The following is a 21,153-nucleotide window of genomic DNA, read 5'->3' as shown; positions in this document are numbered from 1 at the left end:
GATGAAAAAAATAGTGTATAAACTTTTTTTAGTAGTTGTTTTTATACTAAGAAAAATGCCAAGATTTTTAAGAAGAACTTTTTTTAAATTTGTAGCTACTTGTGGATATTTGTTTGCTAAAAAAACAAATGAAATAATAAAAACAAATTTAAATTTTATTTTTGATAACTCTTTATCAGATTCACAAATAAAAGAGATACAAAAATATTCTTATTTTAATATGATTTTATGGGTTCAATCACTTATTGAGAATTTAGATGTTACAGATGAAGAACTTAAACAAACAGTTCAAATAGAAAATGCTCATATACTTGAGAATTTAAGAAAAGAGAATAAACCAATTATTTTAATTTCTGCTCATTATGGAAATATTGAAATGTTAAGTTGTTATATAAATAAATTTGTAATACCTTTACATCAAGTAGCAAGAGAATCAAACTTTGAAGAAATAGATGAATTTATAATAAAAGCAAGGGAAGCTTCTGGAAGTAAAATTATCTTTAAAACGGGAGCTTTGAAAAAATTAGTAAAAGCTATGATGAAAAAAGAAGCAGTTTCTTTATTAATTGATCAAAATATAAATTCAAAAGATGGTGAAGAAGTTGAGTTTTTAGGTAAAAAAGCTTATCAAACTTCTTCAAGTGCCTCTCTTGCTAGAAAATTTGATGCGTATATTGTTCCTCTTGCTATTTTTAATCAAGAGAATTATAAATATAAAATAAAAATTTACGAACCAATTATTCCAGTTAAAACAGATAATGAAAAAGATGATATAAAAATAATTTCTCAATTGGAAGCTAATGCAATATCTGCTATAATAAAAGAAGATAAAAAACAATGGTTTTGGCCTCATAAAAGGTTTAAAAGTCATTATAAAGAGATATATGAAAAGAATTTTAATAATAAGTGATGGGAAACCAGGTCATTTAAATCAATCAATAGCTTTTTGTAAAATCAAAAATATTAGTTATGATATTTTAGAAGTTAAATTCAAATCAAAATTTTATAAAATTTTATCATATATCTTAGATAGGTTCAACTTTTTTACAGATTCACTTTTTGAAGAGCATAAAAAGTATTATCCAGAATTTTATGATGCAATTATAAGTACAGGTTCTGGAACTTATTATTTTAATAAATTAATTGCTCAAAAATATAATAAAAAATCGATAGCTTTAATGCTTCCCAAATCTTATAAATATTCAAATTTTTATTATATAGTTGCACAAGAGCATGATCATCCAGTTTTATTAGATAATTTAATAGCTATTCCTTTAAATTTATCATATCCAAGCCCAAAAGGTTATCTAAAAAAAGACGATGATAAAAAATCCTTAGCTATAATAATTGGTGGAGATAATGGTGTTTTTTCGATGAATTATTATCTAATAAAAGATAAATTAGATGAGATTTTTGAGAAATATCCTGAATATTTAAAATATATTACAACATCAAGAAGAACTTCTTTTGATATTGAATCTTTGATTGATGAATATGGATTTGATTATAAATTAATCTATTCACGAGAACCTAATATAAATCCAATAGGTGATTTTATAGCTATTTGTGATGAGTTTTTTATAACTATTGATTCGACTTCAATGCTTAGCGAAGTAAGAGCAAATAGTGATGCAAAAATTAATATTATTGAGTTAGAATCAAAAAAAGAGAATACAAAATATCATAAATTAGCATCTATAATAAATGATATGGATGAAAAATTAAATTTTGCGAAATTATTAAAAAAAATAAAAATTTAAAAGAAAAAGAATCATAATTAAAGGAAAAAAGTTGAATAAAAAAATATGTATCATCGGACTTGGATATGTAGGACTTCCATTAGCTCATGCATTTAGTAAAAAATATAAAGTTGTAGGTTTTGATATAAATGAACCAAGAGTTAATGAATTAAGAAGTGGTTATGACAGAACTTTAGAATTAACAGATGATGAAGTAAAAGAATCAATATCTAATGGAATGATTTACAGTACAAATATGGATGATATAAAAGATTGTAATATCTATATCGTTACAGTTCCAACTCCTATTGATTCATCAAATAGACCTGATTTAACTCCTTTAATTAAATCTTCTCAAACTATTGGAAAAGTTCTAAAAAAAGAGGATATTGTAATTTATGAATCTACAGTATATCCAGGTGTTACGGAAGAAATTTGTGTACCAGAACTAGAACGTGAATCTGGAATGATTTTTAATAAAGATTTCTTTTGTGGATATTCTCCTGAGAGAATTAATCCCGGTGATAAAGAACATACTGTTACAAAGATTCTTAAAATAACTTCTGGTTCAAATCCTACAATTGCAACAGTTGTTGATGAACTTTATAAATCAATAATAACAGCAGGAACTCATAAAGCTAGCTCAATAAAAGTTGCAGAAGCTGCAAAAGTAATAGAAAATACTCAAAGAGATGTAAACATTGCTTTAATAAATGAATTAGCATTAATTTTTGATACGATGAATATAAATACAAATGATGTAATAGAAGCAGCTGCAACTAAATGGAATTTTATTAAATTAAAACCAGGATTAGTTGGTGGACACTGTATTGGTGTAGATCCATATTATTTAACACATAAAGCAGAAGAGTTAGGATATAAACCAAACCTAATTTTAGGTGCTAGACAGATAAATAATGGAATGGGTAAATATATAGCTGAAAAAACTATCAAACTTATGATTAAATCTGGAAAATTAATAAAAGATTCAAATATTTTAATTATGGGATTAACTTTTAAAGAGAATTGCCCAGATATAAGAAATACAAAAGTAGTAGATATAATCGAAGAATTAAAAGATTATGGTGCAAATATAGATGTATATGAACCTTGGATCGATGAAAAAGATAAGGGTTATTATAACTATAACTTCGTAGAAAATCCATTTGAAAATTCAAAAAAATATGATTCGATTCTTGTGGCAGTTGGACATGATAAATTTAAATCGTTAAGTCAAAAAGAGTATGACAATATAATAAATGGTGAGAAAATTATAATAGATGTAAAAGGAATTGTTCCTGAACCTTCTTGGAAATTATAATATATGAAAATTGTACAAGTTATTCCTGAATTAAATGAAGGTGGAGTTGAACGAGGTGTTGTTGAACTAAACCGTGAGTTTGTAAAAAAAGGAATAGAGTCTTTTGTGATAAGTGATGGTGGAAAACTTGAAAATCAAATAAATCTTGATGGTGGAAATCACATAAAATTTGATGTTTGTAGTAAAAATATTTTTACAGCATTTTCAAGAGTAAATGCTTTGAAGAAGATTTTAAAAGAAATAAATCCAGATATTATTCATGTACGAAGTAGAGTTCCTGCATGGCTTGTTTATTTTGCAAATAAAAAATCAAATATAAAAGTAGTTAGCACTGTTCATGGTTTTAATAGTGTTGGATTTTATAGCTCAATTATGCAAAAATCAGATGCTGTAATTTGTGTTAGTAATAGCATAAAAGAGTATATTCAAAAACATTATCAAACAAGTGAAAATAAAATTACAGTGATTCCAAGAGGAATAGATTTAGAGCTTTTTAATCCAAAAAAAATTGATGAAACTTTTATAGAAAATTTCAAAAAAGAGTTTGATTTAGGAGATAAATTTGTAGTTTCAAGTGTGGGAAGAGTAACTCAATTAAAAGATTATGAAACTTTTATAAAAGCTATTTTACTTGTAAAAAAAGAGATTCCAAATATAATTGGTTTAATTGTTGGTGGTGTAAGAAGTGATAAAGAGGATTATTTAAACTCTTTAAAAAATTTAATAAAAGAACTAAATTTAGAAGAGAATATTATTTTCACAGGAAGCCAAAGTAAAATTGAGCAAATTTATGCTTTAAGTGATGTGGTAATTAGTAGTTCAAAAAAACCAGAGAGTTTTGGAAGGGCAGTTGCTGAAGCTATTTGTATGAATAAACCTGCAATTGCTACAAATCATGGTGGTGTAAAAGATATAATAATAGAGAATGTTAATGGCTTTTTCTTTGAAGTGGGCAATGATAAAGAGCTGGCAGACAATATTTTAAAAGCAAGAACTTTAAAATTTGATGGATATGATTATATTTCTACTAATTTTTCTTTGGGAAACATGGTAATGAAAACGATAAAAGTTTATGAGGATTTATTAAAATGAGAATTATACATTGTGCTCCCTTTAACATAATAACAAAAACAGGTGGTGCTTTATATGCAAATCCTATAAAAATTTCACAAGGTTTGATTCAGAATAATCATTTTGTACATAATTTTGATTATAGAGATACTTCAAGGTATATGTCTTTTTTTAGAAATAAAAAAAATGGGCAAAAAAAAATGAATGAATTTTTTAGAACACTTGTTGATGATATTTCTCCTGAACTTATAATTTTTGGACATGCTGAACTTATATTAGAAGAGACTTTTGAATATATTAAAAAGAAAAATATTAGAATGATTTTTTGGTATAACGATATTCCTCTACAAAATCATTTTAAAAGTATTGCCCATTATTTTGATTTTATATTAACAACAGCTGGAGGAGATTTTATTTCTGATATAAAAAAATATAATGAAAATGCATTCTTTCTTCCAAATTTAGTTGATGAAAATATTGAAAAATATCGTGCTTATGAAAATAAAAAATATGAAAATGATGTTTTATTTACAGGAAGGCATGATAAAGAAAGAGAATCCCTTATTAATTATTTAGAAAAAAATATAAGTAATAATATTAATTTAAAATTTGTTGGACATAATAAACAATCAGTTTTAATTGGTGAAGAATATTTAAAAATATTGGCAAATTCTAAAATATGTATAAATCATAATAGAGATTTTACTCTTAAATATGAATGGTACACTTCAGATAGACTTTTTCATATTTTAGGAAATGGCTCTTTCTCTTTAAGCACTAAAATAATTAATGGAGAAGATTTTTTTGAAGATAAATTGGAATATTATGAATCTTATGAAGAATTAGTTTCAAAAATTAATTATTTTATGAATAATGAAGAAGAGAGGATTGCAAAATCTATGTGGTTAAGAAAAAGGGTACATGATTTATTTAATTCAAAAAGAGTTGCTAAATATATACTTAGTTTAGATAATAATGATTTAAAAGATTTAAAAACATATGAGTGGTACAAATGATAAAATATATATTCAGACAGAATAAAGATTATTCAAGATTTAATATAATTAAACAGTTTACAAAAGATTTAAAACTTAAAAATAATATTTATATTCTATTACCATTTTCAAAGAATCAATTTTTTAAGAATTTTTTAAAAAGAGATAGAATAATAAATGATTTTTTTATATCAAATTTTGATACTTACGTTTATGATAGAAAAAAAATTACAGTAAAAAATCCAAGGGCATGGTGGAAATTTTTCCAAGATTGGTTTAATTTTAAATTTTCTAAATATCTGTTAAGTGATACTTATACTCATTTTAAATATTGGGAAAGTTTATTTGGAAAATATAAAGGAGAATTATTTGTATTTCCTGTTTTAGCAGATAAACAAATATATTATCCTTTAGATAAAGAACTTAAAAATAAAAAAATAAAAATACTTTTTTATGGTTCTTTTATACCATTACATGGAATAGATATAATTTTAGAAGCATTTAGTTTGATGGAAAAAGCAGGTGTTGATTTTGAAGCAAAAATTATAGGAACAGGTCAAATTTATTCAAAAATGAAAAATTTATATGAAAAATTAGAATTAAAAAATGTTCAAATGGATGGTAAATTTATTGATGAAAATAAACTAGCTCAAGAAATTAGAGAGCACGATATAATTTTAGGTATATTTGGAGATAGTAAAAAAGCAAAAAGTGTAATTCCAAATAAACTTTATCAAGCTGTTGCATCTAAAAAAACTATAGTAACTATGTATAGTGAAGCAATCTTTGAGCTTTTTGATGAAAACGATTTAATCACATGTGATAGAAATGCTTCAACTTTATCTGAAAATTTAATAAATTTAATAAATAATCCAGATTTATTAGAAAGTACAGCAGAAAATGGATATAAAAAATTTTTAGAGATTTATGATAAAACAAAAATTGATTTTGAGAATTTTATCTCTAAAATAGATAATAAAATAGAGAGAAGTTAATCCATGAACATATTAATTATTAGATTTTCATCTCTTGGTGATTTGGTTACTTTAGAACCAACTTTTAGAGCAATAAGATATTTTTATAAAGATTCAAAAATATCTTTTTTAACTACGAGTGTAGGAAAAGGATTATATCAAGATAGTAATTATTTTGATGAATACATTTTACATAAAAGTGTATTTTCTAGTATACAAAAATTGAAAAATAATAAATATGACATAGTTATTAATTTACAAGGGAATAAGCCATCTCACTACATAAATATGTTTTTAAAAAAGAATTTAATTGTTAATAAATCACACTCTTTTACACATAAAATATTTGGATTAAAAGCAAAATCAAAAACAATAAAAGAAATTATTGAAGCAACAACTTTTATTCCACAAGATACAATAGATACTTACTTTAATAATACAAAAGAATATATAAAACTACCAGTTGGTGAAGATATTTTTCTAAAAAATAAAAATGTTAAAAAACATATAGCAATTTCTATTGGAACAAGTGAAAGATGGATTAGTAAAAAATGGGGTGTTCAAAATTATCTTGGGTTAATAAAAGAATTAGTTAGCAATAATTATCAAGTAATTCTTATAGGAAGTAATTTAGAAGTAGAAGATTCTAATTTGATATTAAATCAATTTTCAAAAGATGAAATTATTTCTTTTGTTAATAATACAAATTTAACTCAGTTAAAAAATTTATTAGCTGAGGTTGATTTGTATATTGGAAATGATAGTGGACCTTCTCATATAGCAGCAGGAGTTGGTACTAATACAATAACTATTTTTGGTTCAACAGATATTAAACATTGTGTTAAGTTTATGCCATATATGGGGAAACATGACTTTTTAAAACCAAATGAAAATATAAAATGTCATCCTTGCTATAAAACAAAATGTCCTACAAATATGGAATGTATGTCTAGTATAAAAGTAGATATGGTTTTAAATAAAGTTAAAGAGATATTGAATGATTAGTATATTACTAAGTTGGAAGAATATATTTAATTTTATATTTTTAATTTGGATTATTTCTATACCATTTAAAAATTCAATTTATCAAGCATCTACAATTTTATTGATATTGTTTTTTTTAATTTATCTAATAAAGCATAGGGATTTTTTATATTTTAAAGATTTAATATTAAGATATAAAGGTATATTGTATTCATTTCTAATTATTTTGATTAGTATGGCTATATCAAATATAATCAATGATGTAAATATTGATTCTTGGAAAATTCAATTTGCTTATATTTATAGATATGTACTCATGTTTATAATACTTTTATATTTTTATTCAAAAGAAATTTTTACAAAAAAGATATTATACATATTTTTACTATTTTCATTAAGTGTTCAATCTTTTGATGGCTTGTATCAAAGTATTCTAGGATATGATTTTTTTAAACATAATTTAGGAAATCTAGAAGAAGGATTAACAGGTTTTACTTTTAACAGGAATATTTTTGCATTAATAGTAGGATTAGGAGTTTTATTATGTGTATTTTCTATAAAAATAAAAAAGTCTAATAAAATAAATTTTATTGTGATTTTATTGGGCTTTATTTTTATATTTTGTACTTTGTTCTCTTATTCAAGAGCTGTTTGGGTAGCTCTTTTTTTATCTTTATTTTTTTATTTTTTTATTAATTTAAAAAGTATCAAAATTACTCATATTTTGTATGTTATCAGTATATTTTTAGTTATTGGTATAGCTTTTGCTTATGTTGATTCTTTACAAAATAGATTAGATTTATTATTAAATGGTAATTCTTCAAATAGAGATAAAATTTGGCTATATACTCTTAATTTGATTCAACAAAAACCAATTTTCGGATGGGGACTTGACACTTGGTCTATAATAGGGCTGAAAGATTATGCTAATGTTCACAATAGTATTCTTGAGATACTATTATATTTAGGAATTTTTGGACTTTTCAGTTTTACTTATTTTTTTATAAATATATTAAAAGAAATTAACTATTATAAAAATTCTAGTGCATTCTGTGTTTTGATATATTTAATAGTTATTAGTTTTTTTGATCAAGATATTTTTACAGGTAAAATATATTTATCATTTTTTACAATTTTAATGTTTTATATTTATAGTGACAAAATTAATTTAAAAGGGGAAAACTAAATGAAAGGTATAATCTTAGCCGGAGGAAGTGGAACAAGGCTTTATCCAATTACAAAAGGTGTTTCAAAACAACTCGTGCCAATTTATGATAAACCAATGATTTATTATCCACTTTCTGTTTTAATGCTAGCAGGAATAAAAGAAGTACTAATAATTTCAACACCAAATGATTTACCAAGATTTGAAGAACTTTTAGGTAGTGGAGAAGATTTAGGAATGAAATTTTCTTATGTAGTGCAACCAAGTCCAGATGGATTAGCACAAGCATTTATTTTAGGTGAAGAGTTTTTAAATGGTGATGATGCTTGTTTAGTTTTAGGTGATAATATTTTTTATGGTCATGGATTAACTAAACTTCTTGCTCAGAGCGTAAAAAATGTGAAAGAAGAGAATAAAGCAACAGTATTTGGATATTACGTAAAAGATCCAGAAAGATATGGTGTTGCAGAGTTTAATGATAATGGGGATGTAATAAGTATAGAAGAAAAACCTCACGAACCAAAATCAAATTATGCAGTTGTAGGATTGTATTTCTATCCAGCTGATGTAGTTAAAAAAGCAAAGAATGTAAAACCAAGCCATCGAGGAGAACTTGAAATTACAACTTTAAATCAAGATTACTTGAATGAAAATAGATTAAAAGTAGAATTAATGGGAAGAGGCTATGCTTGGCTTGATACAGGAACTCATGAAAGTTTATTAGAAGCTAGTCAATTTATTCAAACAATAGAAAATAGGCAATCTTTAAAAGTTGCATGTTTAGAAGAAATAGCTTATGAAATGGGATATATTTCAAAAGAAAAGTTATTAGAACTTGCAGAACCATTGAAAAAAAATCAATATGGTCAATATCTAGTAGCAAGAGCAAATCAACCAAGAAGAGTAATGTAATATGCAGTTTTCAAGAACAAAAATTTATGATGTGGTAATAATTGAACCAAAAGTACATGGAGATTCAAGAGGATATTTTATAGAGACTTTTCGTGCTGATAAATTAGAAGAGTTTTTAGGATATAAAATAAATTTTTGTCAAGATAATGAGTCAAAATCTTCAAAAGGAGTTTTACGAGGTCTTCACTATCAACTTTCTCCCTATGCTCAAACAAAACTTGTGCGTGTTATTCAAGGAAGAGTTTTAGATGTAGCCGTTGATATAAGAAAAAATTCTCCAACATTTGGTCAATATGTAGCCGTTGAATTAAGTGCAGATAATAAAAAACAAATGTTAGTTCCAAGAGGATTTGCTCATGGATTTGTAGTTCTTGAAGATGATACAATATTTGCATATAAAGTTGATAATTATTATAGTCCTGAGTGTGATAGGGGAATAGCTTTTGATGATAAAAGTTTAAATATTGATTGGATAATAAAAAAAGAAGAATTAAAACTTTCAGAAAAAGATACAAAACAACCAAAACTAAATGAAACTAATGATTTATTTGAGTTTGGAGTAAATTATTATGCTTAATATAGATTACAATATTTTGGTAACAGGAACAAACGGACAACTAGGGAGTGAAATAAAAGTAATATCTTCAAACTATTCTTATAATTTCTTTTTCACGGATAGAAATAATATAAATATTACTTCTAAAGAGAGTATCAAGAAATTTTGCCAAATAAATAATATAAATGTTATTATAAATTGTGCAGCATATACTGCAGTTGATATTGCAGAGTCAGATGAAATAAACGCAGATTTAATAAATAGAAAAGCAGTAAAAAAATTAGCACTTGTATCTAAAGAGTTAAATATTAAACTCATTCATATTTCAACTGATTATGTATTTGATGGTAAAAATTTTAAACCTTATATTGAAGAGTTTCAAACAAACCCACAAGGAATTTATGGGAAAACAAAACTTGATGGTGAAAATGAAATGAGAGATATTAATCCAAAGAATTCAATTATAATTAGAACTTCTTGGGTTTACTCAAGCTTTGGAAATAACTTTGTAAAAACAATGCTAAGACTAGGACGTGAAAAAGAGTCTTTAGGTGTAATTTTTGATCAAGTTGGAACTCCAACTTATGCAAAAGATTTGGCAAAAACTATTTTAGATATAATTCCTCGAATAACTAATGAAAAAGTAGAGATTTACAACTACTCAAATGAGGGAGTATTATCTTGGTATGATTTTGCAAAAGAGATAATGAGAATGGCAAAATTGAATTGTAAAATAAACCCAATAGAAACATTTCAGTATCCAACACCTGCAAAGAGACCACATTTTTCATTGTTGAATAAATCAAAAATAAAATCAACATTTAATATAGAAATTCCATATTGGAAAGATAGCTTAGATGAGTGTTTAAAAATAATGGGAGAAAGAAAATAAATGCAGCAAAATAAGAATATATTACTAACAGGAACAGCCGGATTTATAGGTTCAAACTTTGTACCTTATTTCTTAGATAAATATCCAGATTATAATTTAATTAATCTTGACCTTTTAACTTATGCAGGAAATTTAGAAAATCTAACAGAGTGTGAAAATAATCCAAGATATAAATTTATAAAAGGTGATATCTGTAATAGAGAATTAGTAGAATTTATTTTTTCTGAATATGATATTTCTGGTGTAATTCATTTCGCAGCTGAATCTCATGTGGATAACTCAATTAAAAATCCAGGTGTATTTGTCCAAACAAATGTAAATGGGACTTTTACTTTAATAGATGTAGCGTATAAATACTGGATGAATAAACCATTTGAATATAAATCAAATTATAAAACTATAGATTTCATCATATCTCAACTGATGAAGTTTATGGAACACTAAGTCTTGATCCAAATGATTTATTTACTGAAAATACTCCATACGCACCAAACTCACCATATTCAGCTTCTAAAGCATCAAGTGATATGATAATAAGAGCATATAATGAAACTTATGGAATGAATACAGTAATTACAAACTGCTCAAATAATTATGGACCAAAACAACATGATGAAAAACTAATCCCTACAATTATAAGAAAAGCTTTATCAAATCAAAATATTCCAATCTATGGTGATGGGAAAAATATAAGAGATTGGTTATATGTACTTGACCATTGTAAAGGTATAGATATAGTGTTCCACGCAGGAATTACTGGAGAAACATATAATATTGGTGGACGAAATGAAAGAACAAATCTTCAAATAGTTAATACTATTTGTACTATCTTAGATAAAGAAGTTCCAAAAGCTGATAATTCTTCTTATAAAGAATTAATCACCTTTGTAGAAGATAGAGCAGGACATGATAGAAGATATGCAATAGATGCAACAAAATTAGAAAATGAGCTAGGTTGGAAAGCTGATGAGAATTTTGATAGTGGGATTGTGAAGACTATTGAGTGGTATTTGAATAAGTATGGAATGAATGGATGATAACAAAATTAGAAGAATTCAAAGTATTAGGAGACCATAGAGGTCAGCTTGTAGCTCTTGAAGCAAATAGACAAATACCATTTGATGTAAAAAGAGTTTTTTATATTTATGGAACACTAGACGGAATTCCAAGGGGAAATCATTCTCATTATAAAACAAAACAGTTTTTGATAGCTGTAAATGGTAGTTGTAAAGTTACATTAGATAATGGAAAAGAAAAAGAGACGTTTGATTTAAATAAACCAAATCTAGGACTTTTTCAAGATGCTCTTATTTGGGGAAGTATGCATGATTTTAGTTTAGATTGCGTACTTATGGTTTTATCTGATGATTATTATGATGTAAGTGATTATATAACTAATTATGATAAATTTTTAGAAGTTGTAAAATAATGATTCATAAGCTAGCAGATGTACAGACGCAGAATGTGGGAGAAAATACAAATATTTGGCAGTTTTGTGTAGTATTAAAAAATGCAGAAATCGGTAGTAATTGTAATATAAATGCACAAGTTCTTATAGAAAATGATGTAATTATTGGAAATAATGTAACAATAAAAAGTGGTGTACAAATCTGGGATGGAATATTTTTAGAAGATAATGTATTTATTGGACCAAATGTAACTTTTACAAATGATTTCTTACCAAGAAGTAAACAATATCCAAATTCTTTTTTAAAAACAACTATAAAAAGATCAGCTTCAATAGGTGCAAATAGCACTATTGTATGTGGAATTACAATAAATGAATATGCAATGATTGGAGCAGGAAGTGTTGTAACGAAGGATGTAGGAAATCAAGAACTATGGTATGGAAATCCAGCAAAACACAAAGGGTATGTTTGTAAATGTGGACAAAAATGTGATAATAAATTAATTTGTGAGAATTGTAATGAAAATAATTAATAGTTTAAAGAAAAGATTTATATATATTATATTTAAGTTGCCTAGGTTTCTTAAGTATTATATCCTATCAACTTGTGATAATGTTAAAGGAAAAGCAAAATTTATTCAACCTTGTCAATTAAATGGAAAAGGAGAAATTATTTTTAGTGATAAGGTCATAATTGGATGCTCTCTATCTCCATTTTTATACAGTGGTTATGGTTATATTGAATCAAGAAATAAAAATTCCAAAATAATTATCGGTGATAATGTAATTATAAATAATAATATTGTTTTGATTAGTGAAGGGGAAGGTATTACTATTTCTAAGAATACATTAATAGGTACTAATTGTGAAATATATGATAGTGATTTTCATAATATTTCAATTGATAAAAGGATTAGTGGTAAACCTAGTACAAAAAAAGTTTTTATAGGAGAAAATGTTTTTATTGGATCCAATGTTAAAATTTTAAAAGGTGTTTCTATTGGAAATAATGCTGTAATTTCAAATGGTTCAATAGTTACAAAAAATATTCAGAATAATGTGGTTGCAGGTGGTATACCTGCAGAATTCATAAAACATATTAATTAAGGTAGGTTCAATCTTGATTCCATTTTTAGATTTAAAAGGTTTAAATGCTCAATATAGAGCAGAACTTATAGAAGCTTGTACTAAAGTAATAGATAGTGGTTGGTATGTTCAAGGTAATGAATTTAATGAATTTGAAAAAGAATTCGCTGAATATTGTGGTACAAAATATGCTATTGGTGTTGCAAATGGTCTTGATGCACTAATCTTAATATTAAGAGCTTATAAAGAATTAGGAATAATGAAAGATGGTGATGAAGTAATTGTTCCTTCAAATACCTACATAGCTTCAATTCTTGCAATTTCACAAAATAATCTAGTTCCAGTTTTAGTTGAACCAGATATTAATACCTTTCTTATTAATCCAGATAAAATAGAAGAAAAAATCACTTCTATAACAAAAGCAATTTTACCAGTTCATCTTTATGGGCAAACTTGTGAGATGGATAAAATAAATGAAATTGCAAAAAAAAATAATCTAAAAGTAATAGAAGACTCAGCCCAATCACATGGTGCGTATTATAAAGATAAAAGAAGTGGAAATTTAGGTGATGCTAGTGGATTTAGTTTTTATCCAGGGAAAAATCTTGGAGCTTTAGGTGATGGTGGAGCAGTTACAACTAGTGATGAAGAACTAGCGCTTGCTATTAAAGCACTAGGGAACTATGGAAGTCATAAAAAATATGAAAATCTTTATAAAGGTGTAAATAGTAGACTTGATGAAATGCAAGCTGCAATGTTGAGAGTAAAACTAAAGTATTTGGATAATGAAGTAGAAAAAAGAAGAGAAATAGCAAACTATTATTTAGAAAATATTAAAAATTATAATATTATCTTGCCAACAGTAAGAGCTGAAGATAATCATGTGTGGCATCTGTTTGTAATAAGAACAAAAAATAGAGATGAACTACAAAAATATTTAGCTGAAAATGGAATTCAAACTTTGATACATTACCCAATACCACCACATAAACAAAATGCATATAAAGAGTGGAATAATGAAAGTTATCCAATAAGTGAACAAATACATGATGAAGTATTTAGTTTGCCTATTAGTGGAGTTCAGAGTTTGGAAGACACTGTAAAAATAGTTAATCTTCTAAATATTTTTGGAGATAAAAATTGAAAAAATTAATTAGTATCTGTATTCCGATATACAATCACGAAAAGTATATAGAGCAGTGCTTGGAGTCAATTATAAATCAGACATATACTAATTTTGAAATTATTATGATTGATGATGGATCCAATGATAATTCTTATTTTATAGCTCAAAATTATTTAAATGCACAAAAATTTAGTAATTATATTTTAAAAAAAAGAGAGAATAAAGGACTTTGTTATACATTGAATGAATTATTGTCTTTATCAAGAGGGGAATATATATCTATAACAGCATCTGATGATTATTGGATGTTGAATAAACTAGAAGAACAAATTGATTTTTTAAGCAAAAATCAAGATGTAGCTTTGGTTCACTCTAACTCTATAATTGTAGATGATTGTGGCAATCAAAAAGGTGAAATAGATTATTCAAATAGAAAAAATAGTGGTTATTTATTTAAAGCTATCATTTTTTCTCGAGGAGGTATAAATACTGTTTCTACAATGATTAGGAGAGAAGTCTATGCTAAAATAGGTAATTATGATAGCTCTTTAAAATTTGAAGATACTGATTTTTGGCTTAGATTAACTAAGAAATTTAAAGTAGGTTATATAAATAAGTTTCATACTTACTATCGACGACATGATTCTAATTTAAGTGATGATAAAAATAAATTAAAATTTACAAATGATGAAATTGTAAAAATATTTAATAAAAATATAGAAGATTCTATATTAAAAAAAAGTGCTATTTTAAGAATATATAGAAAATCTTATCTTTTAGCTTTAAGAACTTTTAATTTTAAATATTTGGCTAAGTATTTATTCAAATATTTTATATATAAATATTGGAATAAACTTTGAAAATTTTATTAATTGGTAAAAAGAATATGCTTTCTTGGATTGAGAATTTAGCTGAAGCATGTTCTAAAATGAATTTAGAAAATAAAATACTATTTTTAAATGAATTAGGTTTTATAGAAGATTTAAAAAGAAATATTTTAAAAATGGTTTCTAAAGATTTAATGAATATGAATATTAGTAAAACAATAGATGTTCACATATCTAAATTTAAACCAGACTTAATAATTGTAATAAGTCCTTTTATGTTTAATGAAAATTTTTTTGAATGTTTTGATAATTTTCCAAATATAATTAAATTTGCTTGGATAGGAGATAGATTCTCACTTTCTCACAAAAATATAGCTAATAAATTTGATAAGCTTTTTTATACAGATTCATATTTTTTGCAGGATGGGAAAAATTTTAATTTTCCTGAGGGAGAATATCTTCCTTTAGCTGTTAATCAAAATAGATTTTTTGATAGAAATAAAAAAAGAGAAGAAAGATTACTTTTTATTGCTTCTTATACGAAACAAAGAATGGAATTTTTAAATCAAATTAATTCTATTGATTTACGAGTTATTGGAGCAAAATGGCAAAAAAGAGATCTAAAAAATAATATTGAATGCATAGATGAAAATATAACTTTAAATCAAGTAGCTAATGAATACAATTTATCACAGTTTATTTTAAATATTAAGCATGAACATAATGTTGTTAATGGTTTGAATATGAGAACTTTCGAAGCTATTGCATCAGGAGGATGTTTATTTCAGGATTATGTGAAAGATGTAGAAATTAATTTTGAAATAAATAAAAATATACTTGTGTATAATAATATTGAAGAATTGAATGAATTGATTTTTAAAATGAAAAGAGATAAATTGTTGATGAATAATTTAATTAATAAGGGTAAAAAGTTAGTTTTAGAAAAACATACATATATAAATCGTTTACATGACATTTTAGAGCAAATAAAATGATAAAAAAAATAAAAGAGTTTATAAAAGAATTGAGAAGACCCTATTATACAAATAAAAAAAAGAGATATAAAAATTTTTCTATAGGTAATTATACATATGGAAGTCCTAAAATATATGCAAATCCTAAAAATTTTAAAATAGGAAAATTTTGTTCTATTGCATCAGATGTAGTTTTTTATGCGGGAGGTGAACATAATTATAATTGGATAAGTTCTTATAACTTTAGTCCAAAATTCAAATGTATCCCTTGTACAAAAAGTAAAGGCGATGTGATAATAGGAAATGATGTATGGCTTGCCGATGGTGTGTTGGTTTTATCCGGTGTTACAATTGGCGATGGAGCGGTTATTGCTGCAAGGTCAGTTGTAACTAAAGATGTGAAACCTTATGAAATAGTAGGGGGGAACCCTGCTAGACACATAAAATTCAGATTTTCAGAATCTCAAATTAATTCTTTATTGGAAATAAAATGGTGGAATTGGGACATAGAAAAAATCAAGGCTAATTTTGATTTAATATTAAGCCCTAATATAGATGATTTTATATCAAAACATATAAAAAAATAATCTAAGATTTAACAAATTTAACTTAACTTATTATCTACGATTTGACAAATAGTATGTCCAAATAAAATATGCATTTCTTGAATTCTCGGAGTATTATTTGAAGGAACTATTAGATTTATATCACAAAGTTCATTCATAATTCCTCCATCTCGTCCTGTTAATCCTAAAGTTTTACAACCTAATTTTCTTGCAACCTTTAACGCATTTATTATATTTTTACTATTTCCACTTGTACTAATACCAATTACTAAATCACCATTATTTGCTAAAGCTTCAATTTGTCTATCAAAAATTCTATCATAACCATAGTCATTTCCAATAGCAGTTAAAGCACTTGTATCCGTTGTAAGTGCAATTCCTGGAAGTCCTCTTCTTTCTGTTTTATATCTTCCTGTTAATTCAGCTGCAATATGTTGAGCATCTGCTGCACTTCCACCATTTCCACAAAGTAATATTTTATTTCCACTCTTTAGTGTATCTACAACCAATTTTGAAGCGCTTTCTAATTTATCTTGCATAGTTTCAATAGTTAGATTTATTACTTCTAAATGAGATAATAATTCATTTTTAATTGTTTGTTTCATTATTTTGAATCCTTTGAATTATATTTGTTGTACTTTTCCCATCTAAAAATTGAACAAGTCTTACTTCTTGAGCAATATCAGAACCTATTACTTTCTTACCTTCATAATCTCCACCTTTAACTAATATATGTGGCTGAATTTTTTTTATTAATTCATAAGGTGTTTCCTCATCAAAGATTACTACATAATCAACTGATTCTAGGGAAGCTAAAATATAAGCTCTATCATTTTGAGTATTAATAGGTCTTGTTGGACCTTTTAATTTTTTTACTGAACTATCAGCATTTAAGCCTAATATTAAAATATCTCCATAACTTTTGGCAACTTCAAGATATTTGACATGTCCAGCATGTAATATATCAAAGCATCCATTTGTAAAAATTATTTTTTTCCCTTTTTCATGAAACTTTTTAGATAATTTCTCAATTTCATCAAAACTTTTTATATGAGAAGTTGAACTTGATTTATGCAAACTTGATTCATATTCATATATTTCATCCAAAGTTGCAGTTGCACTACCAATTTTTCCTACAACAACACCTGCTGCTAGATTGGCAAAATTTATTGCTTCATCGATATTTAAATTATTTGCAATTGCAAATGTAATTGAAGCAATTACAGTATCCCCAGCTCCTGTTACATCATAAACTTCTCTAGCAACTGTTGGTTTGATTCTTAAATTATCATCAAAAATTGCAATACCATTTTCACTTAGTGTAATTAAAGATATTTCTAAATTACAAGTATCTTTTAGATATTTTAAAGCTTCTTCTAATTTTGTATTATTTACTATATCTATATTTGTAGCTTCAATAGCTTCTTTTTTGTTTGGTGTTAGAGTATATGCACCACTATATTTACTATAATCTTTTCCTTTTGGATCAACTAAAACTTTTATTTTGTTATTGTTTGCAAGTGAAATGATTTTTTTTGTTAAAGAGTTAGTTAACACACCTTTTCCATAATCAGATAGAATAATAGCATTATATGTTGAGATGTTTTTTTCCAAGATATCTAATATTTTTTTAGAACTATTCTCAGATATATCTTCAATACTCTCTTTATCATATCTAATAACTTGTTGTTGAGCTGCTATCAAACGGCTTTTTTTTGAAGTCTTTCTATCTTCTTCTATAATTAATTTTTTATCTTCAACTCCAATTTTGTTTAAAAGTAGTTTTAATTCATTGGCAACTTCATCATTTCCAATTACGCTTATTACATCAACTTTTGAGCCTAAAGCTCTAAGATTATTTATTACATTTCCTGCTCCACCTAAAACAGAGCTTTCTTTTTCTATATTTACAATTTGTACAGGTGCTTCTGGGGAGATTCTTTCACATTTTCCCCATAAATAATGATCAATCATTAAATCACCAATTACAAGAATATTTGTATTTGTATTTTCTAGCTTATACATTTATTTTATCTCTTCTTTAAATAATCTTTTTATTTCAGGAATATATGCTTTTATTCCATCTTCCATTTCAAACTGTGGGTTATATCCTAAAAATTCTTCTGAAGTTTTTATATTTGCTTGTGTAAAAAATTGATATTGTCCTATATATGGATTTGGAATATACTCTTTACCATTATTGATTTTTAATTCTTTTTGTAAAATATTTACTATATCTTCAAAACTTCTAGCTTTTCCAGTTCCAACATTATATACTCCCGATTTTTTTGGATTAGTTGCTAATATATTAGCTTGAATAATATCTTCAATATAAATAAAATCTCTAAGTATTTTATCACTACCTTCAAAAAGTTTTGGAGTAAGTCCTTTTAAAATTTGATGTCCAAATTGAATTATCATAGAAGCAGTTTTATTTTTGTAAAATTCTTTTGGTCCATAAACATTAAAATATTTTAATCCAACAATAGATATGTCTAAATTTTTTTTTAGATATTCATATGTAATATTATCCATCATAACTTTTGAAAAGCCATAAGCATTATTTGGTTGTTCATAACCTACTTCAAATTTATTGCTATCTCCATATGTAGCTGCACTACTTGCATAAACCATATTTGCTTTATGTTTTATGGCAATTTTTAATAAATCTTCATAGGCATTTACATTTGTTTTAATCATTAAATCTTGCTCATTAACAGTTGTATCAGAAATAGCAGCTTGATGAAAGATATAATCAAATTTATAGTTTTTTTCTAAATCTTTTAATAATTTCTTATCATTTATATCACCACTAATTACAACTCCTTTAAAACCTAAAAGATTTTTAAAGTGACCAAAGCTTTTTAAATTCCCATTAGAAAAAGTTTCACCACTTCTAAAACAATCAACGACAATTATTTTACATTTAGGATAATTATTTTGAAAATAAAATGCGATATTAGAACCTATAAATCCAGCTCCTCCTGTTATTAAAATAGTTTTTTTATTAAAATTTATATCATTATATTTCATTATCAGCCTTAATTTTTAATTATGTTTATTGTATCTATTAAATTACTCGCAATATTTAAAAATTCAGAATTCTTTTTATATTGAGAGATTAATATTTTATTTGAAATATTTGCATTTATTGCAGTTTCAATATCACTTTTTTTATCACCAATAAGCCAAGAATTTTGTAAATCAATATTAAAGTCATTTAAAGATTGTTGAATCATACCAATTTTGGGTTTTCTACACTCACAGGTTTCAGTAGGTGAATGGGGACAAAAATATACTTTTAATATTTCAATACCTTTTTTATTAAACTCTTTTATCATCCAATTTGTTAAATTTTTAAAATCATCCTTTGAATAATATCCTCTTCCTATTCCTGATTGGTTCGTAATAATAATAATTTCATAACCTAAATTTATAAAATATTTACAAGCATCAAAAACACCATCAATAAATTGAAACTTATCAATTTGGCTTACATAACCATAATCATGGTTTATTACACCATCTCTATCTAGAAAAATTATCTTCTTTTTTACAGTTTGAATAAAAATCCTTTTTATAACAATTTATTAAATATTAACATAAAGCACTTTTAACTATAATAAGAAATATAATATTCAATAGAAAGTAGTTTATGAACAAAACAACAATCTCATATAAAACAACAAATTTATTAATAGAAAAATTAAAACAACAAGCAAATATTCAAGTTTTAAAAGAGAAAGGTTTCCTTTCTTTATTATTTTCAAAAAATCATTTTCCTGATATATATTTTCATTCAGGTAACTTAGATGAAAAAGCTATTGAAAATATCAAAAATTCAAAAATCACAGTAACAAATTCATTTGCTTCAATGAATGAAATCATAGCAAAAACTAAAATTTCCCATGAAAAAATCAAAGTAATTTATCCAAGTATAAATGTTGAATATAAAAATATAAAAGAGATTAAAATAAAACTTTGTCAAGAATTACAAATAGATTTAAATACTAAACTTATTTTTTTTACAGCAAAAAACTTTAAATCATCAGGTGTAAAAGAATTTCTAGATATATGCTCTTCTATAACTTATTTAGATTTTAAAATTATAATTGCAGGGGAACAAAAACAAATAGCTAATTTAAATTTTCAACTTCCTAAATATTCTAAATTACAAGATAAAATAATTTTATTAGGAAATTATTCAAAGATAGATGATTTGTTTTTAGCTTCGGATATATTTTTATTACCAACTTACAACAAATCATTTTCAACAAATATTATAAAAGCAATGTATTGTAAGTGTGTGGTTTTTTTAAGTTTAGAAAATGATGCAAAAGAAATTGTAGATGTTTTTGCTTCTATGGATTCTCCAACTGATCCAAGTACAGCCTTTAAAATAGATGCTATTTTATCAAATGAGAGTGACTTAGAAATGATTAAAAATCAGAATAAAGAATTAGCCTCAGAATTTACTATTCAAAATAATTTGGTAAAAATAAACAATGTTATAGAGAATATTTAAATTTAACTTAAGAAAATTAAGATACAATACGC

Annotated in this window: 23 protein-coding genes and 1 pseudogene; 20 read left to right on the top strand and 4 right to left on the bottom strand. The window is 25.2% G+C overall.

Annotated elements, in window-relative coordinates:
* The first annotated feature begins 1 nt into the window (after position 1).
* The 19 genes and pseudogenes from ASUIS_RS10755 to ASUIS_RS10665 all read left to right on the top strand — a co-directional run bounded on the left by ASUIS_RS10755 (position 2) and on the right by ASUIS_RS10665 (position 16,617).
* Complete coding sequence (locus ASUIS_RS10755) at positions 2–910, top strand: lipid A biosynthesis lauroyl acyltransferase (RefSeq protein ID WP_192894493.1); 909 nt, start codon at positions 2–4, stop codon at positions 908–910.
* Positions 885–1,760: an ELM1/GtrOC1 family putative glycosyltransferase gene (locus tag ASUIS_RS10750; protein WP_118887115.1), complete on the top strand. Its 876-nt coding sequence runs from the start codon at positions 885–887 to the stop codon at positions 1,758–1,760. The genes ASUIS_RS10755 and ASUIS_RS10750 overlap by 26 nt, the downstream gene beginning before the upstream one ends.
* Positions 1,761–1,791: 31 nt before the next feature.
* Complete coding sequence (locus ASUIS_RS10745; protein WP_118887114.1) at positions 1,792–3,060, top strand: nucleotide sugar dehydrogenase; 1,269 nt, start codon at positions 1,792–1,794, stop codon at positions 3,058–3,060.
* Positions 3,061–3,063: 3 nt separating this feature from the next.
* A complete protein-coding gene (locus ASUIS_RS10740; protein WP_118887113.1) occupies positions 3,064–4,152 on the top strand; it encodes a glycosyltransferase family 4 protein in 1,089 nt (362 codons plus the stop codon).
* A complete protein-coding gene (locus ASUIS_RS10735) occupies positions 4,149–5,147 on the top strand; it encodes a glycosyltransferase family protein (RefSeq protein ID WP_118887112.1) in 999 nt (332 codons plus the stop codon). Before ASUIS_RS10740 ends, ASUIS_RS10735 begins: the two co-directional genes overlap by 4 nt.
* Positions 5,144–6,121 carry a glycosyltransferase gene (locus ASUIS_RS10730; RefSeq protein WP_118887111.1) on the top strand — a complete coding sequence of 326 codons (978 nt, stop codon included), beginning with the start codon at positions 5,144–5,146 and terminating at the stop codon, positions 6,119–6,121. Before ASUIS_RS10735 ends, ASUIS_RS10730 begins: the two co-directional genes overlap by 4 nt.
* A gap of 3 nt (positions 6,122–6,124) precedes the next feature.
* Positions 6,125–7,105, top strand: a complete 981-nt coding sequence (locus ASUIS_RS10725) for a glycosyltransferase family 9 protein (protein WP_118887110.1) — start codon at positions 6,125–6,127, stop codon at positions 7,103–7,105.
* Between the two features lie 184 nt (positions 7,106–7,289).
* Entirely contained in the window at positions 7,290–8,270 is a 981-nt protein-coding gene (locus ASUIS_RS10720; RefSeq protein WP_192941177.1) for an O-antigen ligase family protein, read from the top strand.
* Positions 8,271–9,161 carry a glucose-1-phosphate thymidylyltransferase RfbA gene (rfbA, locus tag ASUIS_RS10715; protein WP_118887039.1) on the top strand — a complete coding sequence of 297 codons (891 nt, stop codon included), beginning with the start codon at positions 8,271–8,273 and terminating at the stop codon, positions 9,159–9,161.
* Position 9,162: 1 nt separating this feature from the next.
* Positions 9,163–9,738: a dTDP-4-dehydrorhamnose 3,5-epimerase gene (gene rfbC, locus ASUIS_RS10710; protein ID WP_118887038.1), complete on the top strand. Its 576-nt coding sequence runs from the start codon at positions 9,163–9,165 to the stop codon at positions 9,736–9,738.
* Entirely contained in the window at positions 9,731–10,609 is an 879-nt protein-coding gene (gene rfbD / locus ASUIS_RS10705; RefSeq protein WP_118887037.1) for a dTDP-4-dehydrorhamnose reductase, read from the top strand. The genes rfbC and rfbD overlap by 8 nt, the downstream gene beginning before the upstream one ends.
* Positions 10,610–11,646: pseudogene (gene rfbB / locus ASUIS_RS10700) on the top strand (dTDP-glucose 4,6-dehydratase).
* Positions 11,643–12,038: a sugar 3,4-ketoisomerase gene (locus tag ASUIS_RS10695; RefSeq protein WP_118887108.1), complete on the top strand. Its 396-nt coding sequence runs from the start codon at positions 11,643–11,645 to the stop codon at positions 12,036–12,038. The pseudogene rfbB and the gene ASUIS_RS10695 overlap by 4 nt, the downstream one beginning before the upstream one ends.
* Positions 12,038–12,550 (top strand): acyltransferase, encoded by a 513-nt coding sequence (locus ASUIS_RS10690; protein WP_118887107.1) that lies wholly within the window; start codon positions 12,038–12,040, stop codon positions 12,548–12,550. Before ASUIS_RS10695 ends, ASUIS_RS10690 begins: the two co-directional genes overlap by 1 nt.
* Complete coding sequence (locus tag ASUIS_RS10685) at positions 12,537–13,124, top strand: acyltransferase (RefSeq protein ID WP_118887106.1); 588 nt, start codon at positions 12,537–12,539, stop codon at positions 13,122–13,124. The genes ASUIS_RS10690 and ASUIS_RS10685 overlap by 14 nt, the downstream gene beginning before the upstream one ends.
* 13 nt (positions 13,125–13,137) lie before the next feature.
* The gene (locus ASUIS_RS10680; RefSeq protein WP_118887105.1) at positions 13,138–14,247 is read left to right on the top strand and encodes a DegT/DnrJ/EryC1/StrS family aminotransferase; all 1,110 of its coding nucleotides are present in this window, start codon (positions 13,138–13,140) and stop codon (positions 14,245–14,247) included.
* Entirely contained in the window at positions 14,244–15,089 is an 846-nt protein-coding gene (locus tag ASUIS_RS10675) for a glycosyltransferase family 2 protein (protein ID WP_118887104.1), read from the top strand. The genes ASUIS_RS10680 and ASUIS_RS10675 overlap by 4 nt, the downstream gene beginning before the upstream one ends.
* Positions 15,086–16,051 carry a glycosyltransferase family protein gene (locus ASUIS_RS10670; protein WP_118887103.1) on the top strand — a complete coding sequence of 322 codons (966 nt, stop codon included), beginning with the start codon at positions 15,086–15,088 and terminating at the stop codon, positions 16,049–16,051. Before ASUIS_RS10675 ends, ASUIS_RS10670 begins: the two co-directional genes overlap by 4 nt.
* On the top strand, positions 16,048–16,617 hold the full coding sequence (locus ASUIS_RS10665) for a CatB-related O-acetyltransferase (protein ID WP_118887102.1): 570 nt from the start codon (positions 16,048–16,050) through the stop codon (positions 16,615–16,617). Before ASUIS_RS10670 ends, ASUIS_RS10665 begins: the two co-directional genes overlap by 4 nt.
* Positions 16,618–16,634: 17 nt before the next feature.
* Here ASUIS_RS10665 and gmhA read toward each other — a convergent pair whose 3' ends face one another.
* The 4 genes from gmhA to gmhB are packed head-to-tail and all read right to left on the bottom strand — an operon-like array spanning position 16,635 to position 20,138.
* A complete protein-coding gene (gene gmhA, locus ASUIS_RS10660) occupies positions 16,635–17,201 on the bottom strand; it encodes a D-sedoheptulose 7-phosphate isomerase (RefSeq protein ID WP_118887101.1) in 567 nt (188 codons plus the stop codon).
* Positions 17,185–18,621 (bottom strand): D-glycero-beta-D-manno-heptose-7-phosphate kinase, encoded by a 1,437-nt coding sequence (gene rfaE1 / locus ASUIS_RS10655; protein WP_118887100.1) that lies wholly within the window; start codon positions 18,619–18,621, stop codon positions 17,185–17,187. Before rfaE1 ends, gmhA begins: the two co-directional genes overlap by 17 nt.
* The gene (rfaD, locus tag ASUIS_RS10650) at positions 18,622–19,629 is read right to left on the bottom strand and encodes an ADP-glyceromanno-heptose 6-epimerase (protein ID WP_118887099.1); all 1,008 of its coding nucleotides are present in this window, start codon (positions 19,627–19,629) and stop codon (positions 18,622–18,624) included.
* Between the two features lie 8 nt (positions 19,630–19,637).
* Positions 19,638–20,138, bottom strand: coding sequence for a D-glycero-beta-D-manno-heptose 1,7-bisphosphate 7-phosphatase (gene gmhB / locus ASUIS_RS10645; protein WP_407923314.1), 501 nt, complete (start codon positions 20,136–20,138; stop codon positions 19,638–19,640).
* 113 nt (positions 20,139–20,251) lie between these two features.
* Here gmhB and ASUIS_RS10640 point away from each other — a divergent pair, with 113 nt between their 5' ends.
* Positions 20,252–21,121: a glycosyltransferase gene (locus ASUIS_RS10640; RefSeq protein WP_118887097.1), complete on the top strand. Its 870-nt coding sequence runs from the start codon at positions 20,252–20,254 to the stop codon at positions 21,119–21,121.
* Positions 21,122–21,153 lie beyond the last annotated feature (32 nt).

The sequence above is a fragment of the Arcobacter suis CECT 7833 genome, from assembly GCF_003544815.1.
GTDB classification, from domain to species: domain Bacteria; phylum Campylobacterota; class Campylobacteria; order Campylobacterales; family Arcobacteraceae; genus Aliarcobacter; species Aliarcobacter suis.
The sequence above is the reverse complement of the archived record's forward strand: the minus strand, read 5'-3'. Positions and strand labels throughout refer to the sequence as shown.